Consider the following 13133-nt stretch of genomic DNA (forward strand, 5'->3'; position numbering starts at 1 on the left):
ATGTGCCCGAAACGGGAGGGGATATGAAGACGGTATTGGTGGGCCTCGGCATGGTCGCAGACACCCATCTCGCCGCGATCCGCGACGCAGAGGGGATCGAACTGGCTGGCGTGATGGGCCGCGACACCGCCCGCGCACAGGCCTTCGCCGACAAAGCCAGCGCCGCGGTCGGATATGCAGTGCCGGTGCGCAGCTCCCCGGCCGAGATCGCCGAGGACAGAACCGTCGATTTCGTCATCATCGCCACGCCGCCCGACGCCCGGCAGGAGCTGGTCGACACGCTCAGTGCGGCGGGCAAACCGATCCTGATGGAGAAGCCCATCGAGCGCACCCTCGCCGCCGCCGAGGCGCTGGTCGCCCGCTGCGAAACGGCCCAGGTGCCGCTGGGAATCGTGCTGCAACACCGGGCGCGCGCAGCGTCCCAGAAGCTGAAACAGCTTCTGGACGGACGCGCGCTGGGCCAGGTGGCCACCGTCGAGATCCGCGTCCCCTGGTGGCGCGATCAGGCGTACTATGATGCGCCTGGGCGCGGCACCTATGCGCGCGATGGCGGTGGCGTGATGATCAACCAGGCGATCCACACGCTGGATCTGGCGCTCTGGCTGCTGGGGCCCGTGCGCCGGGTGCAGGCGATGCTGCGCACCACGCCTCTGCACCGGATGGAGGCCGAGGATTGGGCCGGGGCGCTCCTCGAGTTCGACAGCGGTGCCTGCGGCAGCCTCATGGCGACCACCTCGGCCTATCCCGGCGAGGCGGAAAGCCTGAGCCTTCAGGGCGAGAAGGCCGCGGCCCATCTCGCCTCCGGCGTGCTCACCGTAACCCACCTCGACGGGCGGGTCGAAACCTTCGGTGCCGAGGCCACGACCGGCGGCGGCGCGGACCCGATGGGTTTCACCCACGCCTGGCACCAACACGTGCTGGAAGACTTCGCGCACTGTCTGATATCCGGCGCCACGCCCTTGGCCTCGGGCCGCAGCGCGCTGGAGGCGCACCGTGTCATCGACGCCATGGAACGCGCCAGCCGCAGCGGCCATATCACGGAGATCACCCGCCCATGAGCCTGCCCTTCATCGCCCTCGGGCTCGACCATCGCCACATCTACGGCATGACCGAGAACATGCTGAAGGTCGGTGGTCACTGCCTCGGCTACTGGACCGAGGGCACGCCGGGGACCCTCGCGGGCTTCACCAGGCGCTTCCCCGATCTCCACCGCTTCGCCACACTCGACGAGGCGCTCGACGCAGGCGCCGCCCTCGCGCTCATCTCGGCCATCCCCGCCGACCGGGCCACCCTCGCGGTCCGCGCCATGCGCCAGGGTATGGACGTGATGACCGACAAGCCCGGCTGCACCACCCATGCACAACTGGCCGAGATCAGGGCCTGCGTCGCCGAGACCGGGCGCATCTGGTCGATCAACTTCTCCGAACGCTTCGAAGTGCCCGCCGTGACCCGCGCCACGGAACTGGTCCAGCAAGGCGCCATCGGCCGCGTCGTGCACACCGCCGGCCTCGGCCCGCACCGGCTCAACCGCACCACCCGGCCCGCGTGGTTCTTCCAGCGCGACCGCTACGGCGGCATCCTCACCGACATCGCCTCGCATCAGATCGACCAGTTCCTGCATTTCACCGGGTCGAACACCGCCGAGATCACCCACGCGATGGTCGCCAACCACGCCAACCCGGACGACCCTGGCCTGCAGGACTTCGGCGAGATCGGCCTGCGCAGCAGCCGTGCCTCCGGCACCATCCGCGTCGACTGGTACACGCCCGACGCGCTGCCCACCTGGGGCGACGGGCGGCTCACGATCCTCGGCACGGACGGCTATATCGAGCTGCGCAAATATGTGGATGTGGGCGGGGCGGAGGGCACCGATCACCTGATCCTCGTGACCGGCACCACCTGCGAGAAGATCGACGCCAGCGACGCAGGGCTCCCCTATTTCCAACGCCTCGCCAACGACATCGCACAGCGCACCGAGACCGCCATGACCCAGGATCACTGCTTCACGGTCATGCAGCTGGCCCTTGACGCGCAAGCGCAGGCCGAGGCCACCGCATGACCCGGGTCGCCATCCTCGGCGCGGGTATCGGAGCCGAACACCTCGTCGCCTACCGGACGCTACCGGATGCTTTTGACGTGACCCTGATCGTCGATCAGGACACCGCCCGCGCCGAAGCCCTGCGTGACGGGGACAGCTTCGTCGTCGCCGACAACATCGCGACCGCGCTGCAGGATCCGACCATCGACCTGATCGACATCTGCCTGCCGCCGCACCTGCATGTGCCCGTCACACGGCAGGCGCTGGACGCGGGCAAAGACGTGATCTGCGAAAAGCCACTCGCCACCGCCATGGCCGATGTGGATCGGATCAGGCAGGCCGCGCACACCGCGCGGCGGACCGTCTACCCCGTCTTCCAATACCGCTGGGGGCCCTCGCTGGCACAGCTGCGCGCGCTGATCGCCGCGGGGCTCACAGGCCAGCCCCAGACCGCCAGCATCGAGACCCACTGGTCGCGCGGCGCTGACTACTACGCCGTGCCCTGGCGTGGCACCTGGGCCGGGGAACAGGGTGGCGCGGTGCTCGGTCACGCGATCCACAACCACGACCTGCTCACGCATCTGATGGGCCCGGTTGCCGCGCTCTCGGCGTTCACCACCACCCGCGTGAACCCGATCGAGACGGAGGATTGCGCCGCGATCACCTTCGAGCTGGCCAACGGCGCGCTCGCCACCAGCAGCATCACGCTGGGCGCCGCCATGGATGAGACCCGCCTGCGCTTCGTCTTCGAAAACCTGACCGCCACCTCGGGCAGCACGCCCTACGCCCCCGGGGCCGCCCCCTGGAGCTTCATCGCGCGCGACCCCGCGCGACAGCCCGAGGTCGACGCGGTGCTGGCGCAGACGCCAGATGCGCCCACCGGTTTCGCGGGCTTCCTCACCGCCATCGCACAGGATCGCGCAGGCCGACCCAACAGCGCCGTCACGCTGGAGGACGGCGCAGCCTCTGTCGCCCTTGTCACCGCGATCTACCACGCCGCGCGCACGGGGGAACGCGTCACGCTCCCGATCACGCCCGATCACCCGCTCTATGAAGGATGGCAGCCATGAAACAATGCTGGCGCTGGTTCGGCCCACAGGACACCGTGGCACTGCCCGATCTGCATATGGTGGGCGTCGAGGGGATCGTGACCGCCCTGCACCACATCGCGCCGGGCGCGGTCTGGCCCGATCCGGAGATCGCCAAGCGGCAGAAGACGCTGAGCGCCGCAGGCTTCGCCTGGGATGTGGTCGAAAGCCTGCCCGTCTCCGAAGCGATCAAGACCCAAGGCGCCGAGGCCAGGCAGCACATCGCAGCCTATAAGGAAAGCCTCGAAGCACTCGCCCGGCACGGCATTGAAACCGTCTGCTACAACTTCATGCCGATCCTCGACTGGACCCGCACGACCCTGCGTGCCCCACAACCGCACGGCGGCACGGCCATGCTGTTCGAGCTGCTGGCCTTCAGCGTCTTCGATCTGCACATCCTCGCGCGCGCGGGCGCGGAGCAGGATTACTCCGAGGCCCAGCGTTCCGCCGCCGCCGCGCGCTTTGCCGAGATGTCGGGGGCCGAGCGCGTGGCGCTGAAGAGCAACATCGTTGCCGGGCTGCCCGGCGCCAATGACACCTGGACCGTTGAGGATGTGCGGACACAGCTCGCCAGCTATGCCGCGATCACGCCCGAGCGTCTGCGTCAGAACCTCATCGACTTCCTCTCGGAGGTGGTGCCCGTGGCCGAGCGCCTTGGCCTGCGGCTCTGCTGCCATCCGGATGACCCCCCCTTTGGCCTGCTCGGCCTGCCCCGTGTGATGTCGAGCACCGGGGACTACGCTGCCGTGCTGGAGGCCGTCGACAGCCCGGCGAATGGCGCGACGCTCTGCACCGGCTCGCTTGGCGTGCGCGCCGATTTCGATGCGCCGGGGTTTGTCGCGCGGCTCGGCGACCGCATCCACTTCGTGCACCTGCGCAATACGCAGCGCCTCAGCGATGACCCGCAGCGCCCGGACTTTTTCGAGGCGGCGCATCTGGAAGGCGACACAGACATGGTCGCCGTGATCCGTGCGCTGGTGGCCGAAGAGCAGCGCCGCAAAGCCGCGGGCCGCGCGGATTGGCAGATCCCCATGCGCCCCGATCACGGGCAGGAGCTGCTCTATGACCGGGAGGCCGACAGCATGCCCGGCTATCCCTTGATCGGACGCATGCGCGGGCTGGCAGAGCTGCGCGGGATCATGGCGGCGGTCGGATGAGGGGACCGGGCGCCCGACGCGCGCTGCGGTGAGGTTTTGGCAAGACTTGCGGGCGCGCGCTCTGTTAACCCGGCCCCGACCGACGCGCGCACCGACAAAATACCGACGTGATACCGACGTGATACCGACACGGGTTTTGCCATGGCAGGCCGTGTTAATGGGTCGATTCGCCGGATTTCGCAAAACCGCGGATCGGCGTGTTGCGCGTCCGGTCTGTTTACGGCTTCGGACGGCTGAGTGTGACGGCGGCTTCTTCCTCGGGTGAGAGCTCGGCAAAATCGAAGCTGTCGAGCCGCGCGGCGCGCTTCCCGGCCCGCTCCGCCGCCGTGCCGATGCCATCGAGGTCTTCGCGGGCCTGCCGGAAGTGGGTGTCGAGTTTCCCAACCCGCGTGACCACCAGTTCGACGTCCCGATGCAGCTGCTTCAGCGTCTTGCGAATGGCCCCTGCCTGCTCCCGCATCCGCGCGTCCTTCAGGATCGCCCGCATGGTGTTCAGCGTCGCCATGCAGGTGGTGGGCGAAACGATCCAGACCCGCGCGTCGAACCCCTTGCGCACCAGCTCCGGGAAGTTCGCGTGCAGCTCCGCATAGACCGCCTCGGAGGGCAGGAACATCAACGCGCCATCCGCCGTTTCACCGTCCAGAATGTATTTCTCCGAGATGTCCGCAATGTGTTTGGTGACGGCCACTTTCATCTTGGCGACAGCGTCTTTCAGCGCCGGTTCGGTCTTGGCCGCCCGCAAGGCCTCGTAGGCCTCGAGTGGAAATTTACTATCAATAACAATGGGTCCCGGCGGGTTGGGCAGATGGATCATGCAATCGGCGCGCTTGCCGTTGCTCAAGGTCGGCTGCCAGGCGTAGCTGTCCGCGGGCAGGGCTTTCGAGACGATATCGCGCAGCTGGATCTCGCCGAACGCTCCGCGGGTCTGCTTGTTGCTGAGGATATCCTGCAAGCTCAACACATCCCCCGAGAGCTTGGTGATATTGTCCTGCGCCTTGTCGATGGCCGCCAGCCGCTCCTGCAGCTGCGTCAGGCTCGTGGTGGTCTGCTTCGACGACCCGTGCAGCGTCTCTTTCATGCGCTCCTGCATCTCGGCGAGCGACCGGGCCGAACGTAGGGCGTTGTCTGCCAGCCGGTCCTGCATCTGCTGCTGCACCGTGGAAAGCCGCGCCTCGACCGTCTGGATCACCTGCGCCTGTGCTGTGGCCTGGGTGTCAGAGACCATCTGCAACCCGCCGCGCAGTTGCTCCTGCCCCTGGCCGAGCTGTTGCACATGCTGTCCCAGAGCCCCGACTTGCTGCACCAGAGGGGCGGTGAGCGCCGCACTCCGACCCGCCGCCCGCACCGCCATGATCAGCAGCAGCAAGACCAGCAGCACAAGGGCGCTTCCGGCCAGCGCAGCGATCACCAGCGGGTCACTCAGGGCATAGGATTGTCCTGCAATTTCAATCATGTGCGGCCAAAGAGGCGTTCGATGTCACTGAGCTTCAACTCCACATAGGTCGGGCGCCCGTGGTTGCATTGCCCCGAGTGCGGTGTCTCCTCCATCTCGCGCAGAAGCGCGTTCATCTCTTCCGCCCGCATCCGCCGACCGGACCGGATCGAGCCGTGGCAGGCCACCCGGCTGAGGATCGCCTCCACGCGCGCCTGAACGGTGTTGGAGCTGTTCTGATCGGCCAGTTCATCGAGGATGTCGAGGATCATCGCGCGGGCCTCCACCGGGCCCAATATGGCGGGCGTCTCCCGGACGGCGATGGCGCCACGTCCAAATGGTTCAATGGATAAACCAAATGTTTCGAGATCCTCGGCCACCTCCATAAGGCGGGCACAGTCACCGTCCGACAGTTCCACGATCTCCGGAATGAGAAGGGCCTGCCGTGCCACGCCAGCTTCGGCCATCTGACGTTTGAGCTTTTCATAGACCAGCCTTTCATGAGCGGCGTGCTGATCCACGATCACCATGCCTGTGGCCGTCTGCGCGATGATGTAGTTTTCGTGAACCTGCCCGCGGGCCGCGCCCAGCGGATAGTCCTGCGTTTCTTCGGAGCGGGTGTCGTCCGTGATTTCAGCGGCGTCGACCCGCCCCCAGACTGCTGCGGTCTCGGCGAAGGCGGGCGCGGCGGGTGCGGGTGCGGGCCGGTCCATCTGATAGACCCTTGCGGGTACCGCCTCTGGCTGCATCGCGCCCAGCGTCGCGCCCGCGACCGTCGTGGAGGCCCGGTGACCCGCGTCTGCCAAGGCATGGCGCAGGGCGGACACGATCAGGCCCCGTGCAACGCCCGGGTCACGAAACCGGACCTCGGACTTGGCGGGATGAACGTTGACGTCGACGAGCCTGGGGTCGCAGTCGATGAAAAGCGCCGCCGCCGGATGGCGGTCCCTGCTGAGAAAGTCGAAATAGGCGCCGCGCAGCGCTCCGACGAGAAGCTTGTCGCGAACGGGCCGGCCATTCACGAACAGATGCTGCGCCACGGCAGAGCCCCGCGAGTAGGTCGGCAAGGCCGCAAACCCCGTCAGATGCAGCCCTTCCCGCTCCGCATCGATCGCAAGTGCATTCTCTGCAAACTCCCGACCGAGGACACGGGCGAGCCGGCCGCGCAACGCACCGAAGAGATCGCCCTGCTCCGCGTCGGCTCGAAAGACCTCGCGCGACCCACCCTCGCCGGAGACGTCGCTCAGGATGAACTGAACAAAGGGTTCGGCCATCGCGAGCCGCTTGATCACGTCGAGGATCGCCTGGCTTTCGGCCCGATCGGTGCGCAGGAATTTCAACCGCGCGGGTGTCGCGAAAAAGAGATCACGCACCGTGACCGTGGTGCCGTGATTGAGCGCCGCGGGTCTCGGCGTCTCCATCTTGCCGCCCGTGACGGATACCGAGATACCCGGTGCACCGTCGGCTTTGCTGGCCAGCGTCAGACGGCCCACGGCGGCCAAGGAGGGCAAGGCCTCGCCGCGAAATCCAAACGTATGGATGTCGAGCAGGTCGGAGCCGTCGATTTTCGAGGTTGCGTGACGTGACAGCGCGAGGGGCAAGTCCCGCTCTGTCATGCCGCAGCCGTCGTCCTGCACCCGGATCAGGGTCTTGCCGCCGTCGGCGTAGTCGACGATAACCCGACGCGCGCCCGCATCCAACGCATTCTCAACCAGCTCCTTTACCGCGGATGCCGGGCGTTCGACCACCTCTCCGGCGGCGATGCGGTTGATCGCAGCGTCATCGAGTTGGCGGATGACAGGGCGGTCGTCGCCTATATTGGGGTCAAGGGAGGCCATACCGCTAAGTGTAGCATGGCCTCCAACGATTCTGAAACCGGATTCGCGGCAAACGGTGGCCCAAGGCCCACCTTACCTATCAGTGACGACCGGTTCGCCCGGCAGGTAGGGTGGGCTTTCAGGCCACCCCGGCTTAGTCTTGCATCGCGGCGCGGTACCACGCGGTGATCTGCGCGCGCTCGCTCTCTTCCATGTAGGACAGGTTGGCCGGTGGCATGGCGTGGCTGAGGCCGGCCTGCAGGTAGATCGCCCGGGCCTGTTGGGCGATCTGGTATTCGGTCTCCAGCCGGACGCCCTTCGGAGCCCAGTGCAGACCCTCCCACACCGGCTCCTGCGCATGGCACATCGAACAGCGGCCGAGCACTATGTCCTGCACATCGGCAAACCCCTCGGCCTCCGCGAACCGCAGGCCCGCCCCCTGAGCCCGCTCGGGCGCATCGACGGTCACCGCGGGTGCAGTCGACAGCCAGATGATCGCGATGAAGATCAGGGTGGTCGCAGCCCAGGTCCAGTGCGGATGTCCGGCACGCGCGTGCATGGAGTTGAAATAGTGGCGGATCGTGACGCCCATCAGAAATACCAGGCTGGCGATCACCCAGGTGTAGGGTGTCGCGAAAGCCAGCGGATAATGGTTGCTCAGCATCAGGAAGATCACGGGCAGCGTCAGATAGTTGTTGTGCGTGCTGCGCTGCTTGGCGATCTTGCCGTACTTGGCATCCGGCGTCCGGCCCGCGATCAGATCATCGACCACGATTTTCTGATTTGGGATGATGATCATGAAGACATTCGCGCTCATGATCGTCGCCGTAAACGCCCCGAGGTGCAGCATCGCCGCGCGGCCTGAAAACACGGATGTATAGAAATAGGACATCAGGACCAGCACACCGAAGAGCGCCACCATCAGCATGGTCTGATCTGCATCCACGAACACCCGGCAAAGCGTGTTGTAGATGATCCAGCCAAAGGCAAGAGATGCCAGCGAGAGGCCGATGGCTTGCCAGGGTGCGAGATCCGCGACTGTGGGATCGATCAGGTAGAACTCCGCTCCCAGATAGTAGACCAGCACCAGCAGGACAAATCCGCTGATCCAGGTCCAATAGCTCTGCCATTTGTGCCAGATCAGGCCGTCAGGCATGTTCTTTGGCGCGACCAGATACTTCTGAATGTGATAAAAGCCGCCCCCGTGTACTTGCCATTCTTCCCCATCTGCCCCGCTTGGCAGGTTGCGATCACGGTGCAACCCCAAATCCAGCGCGATGAAGTAGAAGGAAGATCCGATCCAGGCAATGCCAGTTATGACGTGCAGCCAGCGCACGGCAAACTCGATCCAGGCGCCGGCCACGGCCAGGTCATACATCAGCTACATCCTTTCAGACCGGTGGCGGCCTCCGGCGGGAGTATTTCAGGACGGGTGATACCAGTCTGCTAGACATCATCCGGCAAGGCAAGATTGAGGATGATCGCCACAAGCGCGGTCGGCGCAACTGCCGACGTGGCCAGGGTGTTCACCACACCGGGCAGGTATTGCACGGCGGTGGGCACCAGGTTCAATCCCAGACCAGCAGCGAGTGAGACGGCGATGATGACCATATTGCGGCGGTTCATGTCGACCTCGCTCAGCACATTGAGACCTGCAGAGGCCACCATGCCAAACATGACGATCACGCCACCGCCCAGCACGGGCAGAGGCATGGAGGCGATGACCGCACCGATCTTGGGCAGCAACCCGCAGACAATCAGCACTAGCGCGCCGATCGTGACAACATGGCGGCTCATGATGCCGGTCATGCCGACAATGCCGACGTTCTGGCTGAAGGAGGTGTTGGGCAACCCGCCGAAGACGCCCGCAACGGCGGTGCCGAGGCCATCCGCGTAGGTCGCGCCGGAGATCTCGGCGTCGGTCGCTTCGCGGCCCGCTCCGGCCTTTGTGGTGGCGGAGGCATCGCCCACCGTCTCGATGGCCGAGACAATGGAGACCAGCGTAACCGCGATCACCGCGCCCAGAGAGAACTCGAAGCCGTAAGGCAAAGGCGTGATCGTCGTGATCCAGCTTGCGTTGGCAACCGGGGCGAAGTTCACCATGCCGAGCGCCAACGCCAGCAGGTAACCGACGATGAGCCCCACGAGAATTGCAGCGTTCGACAAGGTGCCCTTGGTGAAGAACTTCAGCACCAGGGCCACGACCACAACGCTCAGCGCCACAGACCAGTGCATGAGAGAGCCGAAGCTTTCCGCCTCCATCTGGAACTTGGCCGCTCCGCCAGCGGCGTATTTGATGGCGACCGGGATCAGGTAGAGCCCGATGGCGAGGATCACGAGACCGGTCACCAGCGGCGGGAAGAGCCAGCGCAGGTGCTTGATGAAGGCGCCCAGCACGAAATGCACGCAGCCGCCAATGATGCAGGCCGAAAGCGCCACACTCAGCCCCTGCGTGGCGGCCACGCCCGCCAGCACACCCACAAAGGCGAAGCTGGTGCCCTGCATGATCGGGAGCCGGGCACCGATGGGGCCGATGCCGATGGTCTGGAACAGGGTGGCCACACCGGCAAACAACATCGCCATTTGGATCAGATAGACCTGCTCGGGCCCGCCGAACGCGAGGCCCGCGGCGCCCGCGACGATGATCGAGGGTGTGACATTGGAGGCAAACATCGCCAAGACGTGCTGCAACCCCAATGGGACAGCCTGGACCAATGGAGGCGTTTCATCCGGGTCACTGTAAAAGCCTGCGCGCATGTCGGTCATCTTGATATCCCTGTCTTGCTATGGCCGCTCTGCGGCGGCTTTGGACGTTATGAAACCACCAAATAGGGCGGATCAAGCAAAACCTCGTGCAAATTGGGCGTTTCACCAATTCGGTCCACGACTGCAAAAATACCGGGCGCTGAAAGCGGTGTCAGCACCCCGTGCCAGGTGCCGCGATGCAGGTTGATGCCCTGGTACGGTGCGGTCAGAAAGGCACTTGGCGTGCCCGGCTGACCGCCCTCATCCGGTGCAACGGTGACGAGGAAGGGCGCGGGCGTCATCGGCACGAATGCCTGACTGCCCTCAGGGTGCTGCTCCAGTAGGTCGAGTGTGTAGGGCAGGCTGCGCGCTTCGGCGTTGAAAAGGCTCAGTCCTGCACGGCCGTCTGGCCCAAATTCCATCCGTGCCCGATCATGAAACCGCCCGCACAGGCCTGCGTTGATCAGTCTGTCCGGCGGGCCTGCGCACTCCAGCACATCGCCAAACGGCGCAAAGGCCTCTGCCGTCAGCGGCGCGCAGGTGAGTGTCCGGTTCACAGCGGCATATGACGGTTCACGTCCTTGTAGAGCAGGTAGCGGAAGGGCTCGTCGCCCGTGGCGATACAGGCCTGCGGGCAAAAGGCGCGCAACCACAAGAAATCACCCGGCCCGACGCTGACCCAGTCGGTGTTCAACAGATACTCCGCCGTGCCCTGCAACACGTAAAGCCCGTGCTCCATCACATGGGTCTCGGCGAAGGGGATGCGGGCACCAGGCTCGAAATTCACGATATTGACGTGAAAATCATAGCTGAGGTCGAGGGGGTCAAGGAAGCGTTGCGTGGCCCAAGTGCCGTTGCATCCGGGCATCGACGCCTTCGGCACCTCGCTGTCGTGGGTGATCAGCGCCTCGGGCACCTTCAGACCCGGCGCCGGCTGGAACCGCTTGCGGATCCAGTGAAACTTGCAGGGCTCTTCATGGACGTTATAGATCGTCCAGACCGCACTGGGGGGCAGATAGACATAGCTGCCGGGGATCAGATCGAAGGTGTCATGCCCGAGTGTGAGCCGGGCCTGACCTTTGGCGACAAAGAGCACCGCCTGCGCGTCCTTGTCCGGTTCTGGCTCCGCACTGCCGCCCTCTTCATCGAGTTCCACCGCGTAGTAGGAAAACGTCTCGGCAAAGCCACTCAGGGGTCGCGCCAGCACCCAGACCCGGGCGTTCTGCCAACCGGGAAGGAAGCTTGTCACGATATCGCGCTGGGTTATCGCCGGGATAACCGCATAGGCCTCAGTGAAAATCGCCGTACCTTTAGGACTCTGCGCCTGATCCGGCAGACCGCCGGGCGGGAACGCATAGCTCACAACAGCGCCTCCAGCCGGATCTCGGCGATACGCTCCACCTGTCGGCAGGCCTCATCAAACTCGGCGTCCGTCTCATGATCCAGCCGCCGCTCGAAAGCACGCAGAATGCCGGGTTTGTCGTGGTCCTTGACCGCAATGATGAAGGGAAAGCCGTGTTTTTTGACATAGGCCTTATTCAGCTTTTCGAAGGACTTTCGCTCCTTATCGGTGAGCGCATCAAGTCCGGCACTGGCCTGCTCTTCCGTGCTCTCCACGGTCAGGCGCTTGGCTGCCGCAAGCTTGCCTGCAAGATCCGGATGCGCGCGCAGCACGCCCATGCGCTCGTCGATACTGGCGCTGCGGAACATCCTGGCGAGTGCGGAGTGCAGGCCCACCGCCGTGTCATGGGCAGGACCCAGCTCCAGATCATAGGCACGCTCGGCAATCCACTCCGAATGCTCGAAGATGCCGCCGAATTTCTCAAGAAAATCCGATTTTTTCATGGCCGAGGGCCGCGCCGGGCCGCGGGCGGGCGGGTGGACCTTGCGCCAATGCTCGGCGATCTCGATCCGGCGGGAGCACCACACCCCTTCGAACCCCTGAATGTACTCTATGAATTTCTTCAACGCTTGTGCCCGCCCGGGCCGCCCCACAAGACGGCAATGCAGCCCGACCGACATCATCTTGGCCGCACCCGCCGCGCCTTCGGCATAAAGCGCATCGAAGGTATCACGCAGATAGGCAAAGAACTGATCGCCGGAATTGAACCCCTGCGGCGTCGCAAACCGCATGTCGTTACAGTCGAGCGTATAGGGGATGATCAGCTGGGTGCGCCGCCCGATCCTGGCCCAATACGGCAGATCGTCATCGTAGGTGTCCGAGATATACTCGAACTGCCCGGTCTTCGCCGCCAGCGCCACGGTGTTTTCCGAGCAGCGCCCTGTGTACCAGCCGCGCGGGCTTTCGCCGGTGACCTCGCCATGCAGACGGATCGCCTCCATCATATCGGCCATCTCATCGGCCTCGGAATGATCCTTGTAGTCGATCCATTTCAGCCCGTGGCTGGCGATTTCCCAGCCCGCGTCCTGCATGGCGCGCACCTGTTCCGGCGCGCGCGCCAGTGCTGAGGCAACGCCGTAGACGGTGACCGGAATGCCCGCCCCGGTGAAGAGCCGGTGCAAGCGCCAAAACCCCGCCCGCGCGCCATAGTCGTAAATCGATTCCATGTTCCAGTGCCGTTGCCCCGGCCAGGGCTGCGCACCGACGATCTCGGACAGGAACGCCTCAGAGGTCGCATCCCCATGCAGCAGGCAATTCTCGCCGCCCTCCTCGTAATTCAGGACGAACTGTACAGCGATCCGGGCACCCCCGGGCCACGCCGCATCCGGTGGAGTTGCGCCATAGCCTGAAAAATCGCGGGGGTAGCGTTTCACAAATGGTCTCCTTGCTCAGCGGCGCCATTCAATACCCGTTAAGACCGCGTTGCAATTCGTATCTGGGGCGGGCAGGCTGCG

At 65.0% G+C, this 13133-nt stretch carries 11 protein-coding genes; 4 read left to right on the forward strand and 7 right to left on the reverse strand.

Annotated elements, in window-relative coordinates:
* Positions 1–23: 23 nt before the first annotated feature.
* From Q1A71_RS15310 to uxuA, 4 genes are read left to right on the forward strand one after another with little or no spacing between them, the layout of a single operon-like run.
* Entirely contained in the window at positions 24–1058 is a 1035-nt protein-coding gene (locus Q1A71_RS15310) for a Gfo/Idh/MocA family oxidoreductase (RefSeq protein ID WP_299677968.1), read from the forward strand.
* Positions 1055–2059 carry a Gfo/Idh/MocA family oxidoreductase gene (locus Q1A71_RS15315; RefSeq protein WP_299677971.1) on the forward strand — a complete coding sequence of 335 codons (1005 nt, stop codon included), beginning with the start codon at positions 1055–1057 and terminating at the stop codon, positions 2057–2059. The genes Q1A71_RS15310 and Q1A71_RS15315 overlap by 4 nt, the downstream gene beginning before the upstream one ends.
* Positions 2056–3108, forward strand: a complete 1053-nt coding sequence (locus tag Q1A71_RS15320; protein WP_299677974.1) for a Gfo/Idh/MocA family oxidoreductase — start codon at positions 2056–2058, stop codon at positions 3106–3108. The genes Q1A71_RS15315 and Q1A71_RS15320 overlap by 4 nt, the downstream gene beginning before the upstream one ends.
* Positions 3105–4283 carry a mannonate dehydratase gene (gene uxuA / locus Q1A71_RS15325; protein WP_299677976.1) on the forward strand — a complete coding sequence of 393 codons (1179 nt, stop codon included), beginning with the start codon at positions 3105–3107 and terminating at the stop codon, positions 4281–4283. The genes Q1A71_RS15320 and uxuA overlap by 4 nt, the downstream gene beginning before the upstream one ends.
* A 217-nt stretch (positions 4284–4500) precedes the next feature.
* Here uxuA and rmuC read toward each other — a convergent pair whose 3' ends face one another.
* The 7 genes from rmuC to puuE all read right to left on the reverse strand — a co-directional run bounded on the left by rmuC (position 4501) and on the right by puuE (position 13052).
* Entirely contained in the window at positions 4501–5736 is a 1236-nt protein-coding gene (rmuC, locus tag Q1A71_RS15330; RefSeq protein WP_299677979.1) for a DNA recombination protein RmuC, read from the reverse strand.
* Positions 5733–7553: a DNA mismatch repair endonuclease MutL gene (mutL, locus tag Q1A71_RS15335; protein WP_299677982.1), complete on the reverse strand. Its 1821-nt coding sequence runs from the start codon at positions 7551–7553 to the stop codon at positions 5733–5735. Before mutL ends, rmuC begins: the two co-directional genes overlap by 4 nt.
* A gap of 133 nt (positions 7554–7686) precedes the next feature.
* A complete protein-coding gene (locus Q1A71_RS15340) occupies positions 7687–8910 on the reverse strand; it encodes a urate hydroxylase PuuD (protein WP_299677985.1) in 1224 nt (407 codons plus the stop codon).
* A gap of 68 nt (positions 8911–8978) precedes the next feature.
* Positions 8979–10298, reverse strand: a complete 1320-nt coding sequence (locus Q1A71_RS15345) for a nucleobase:cation symporter-2 family protein (protein ID WP_299677988.1) — start codon at positions 10296–10298, stop codon at positions 8979–8981.
* A 47-nt stretch (positions 10299–10345) separates the two neighbouring features.
* The gene (locus tag Q1A71_RS15350; RefSeq protein ID WP_299677991.1) at positions 10346–10834 is read right to left on the reverse strand and encodes an ureidoglycolate lyase; all 489 of its coding nucleotides are present in this window, start codon (positions 10832–10834) and stop codon (positions 10346–10348) included.
* Positions 10831–11640: a bifunctional allantoicase/(S)-ureidoglycine aminohydrolase gene (locus Q1A71_RS15355; protein WP_299677994.1), complete on the reverse strand. Its 810-nt coding sequence runs from the start codon at positions 11638–11640 to the stop codon at positions 10831–10833. Before Q1A71_RS15355 ends, Q1A71_RS15350 begins: the two co-directional genes overlap by 4 nt.
* Positions 11637–13052: an allantoinase PuuE gene (gene puuE / locus Q1A71_RS15360; RefSeq protein ID WP_299677997.1), complete on the reverse strand. Its 1416-nt coding sequence runs from the start codon at positions 13050–13052 to the stop codon at positions 11637–11639. The genes Q1A71_RS15355 and puuE overlap by 4 nt, the downstream gene beginning before the upstream one ends.
* Between the last annotated feature and the right edge of the window lie 81 nt (positions 13053–13133).

Origin of the sequence: uncultured Roseobacter sp., from assembly GCF_947493125.1 — a bacterium.
GTDB lineage: Bacteria > Pseudomonadota > Alphaproteobacteria > Rhodobacterales > Rhodobacteraceae > Roseobacter.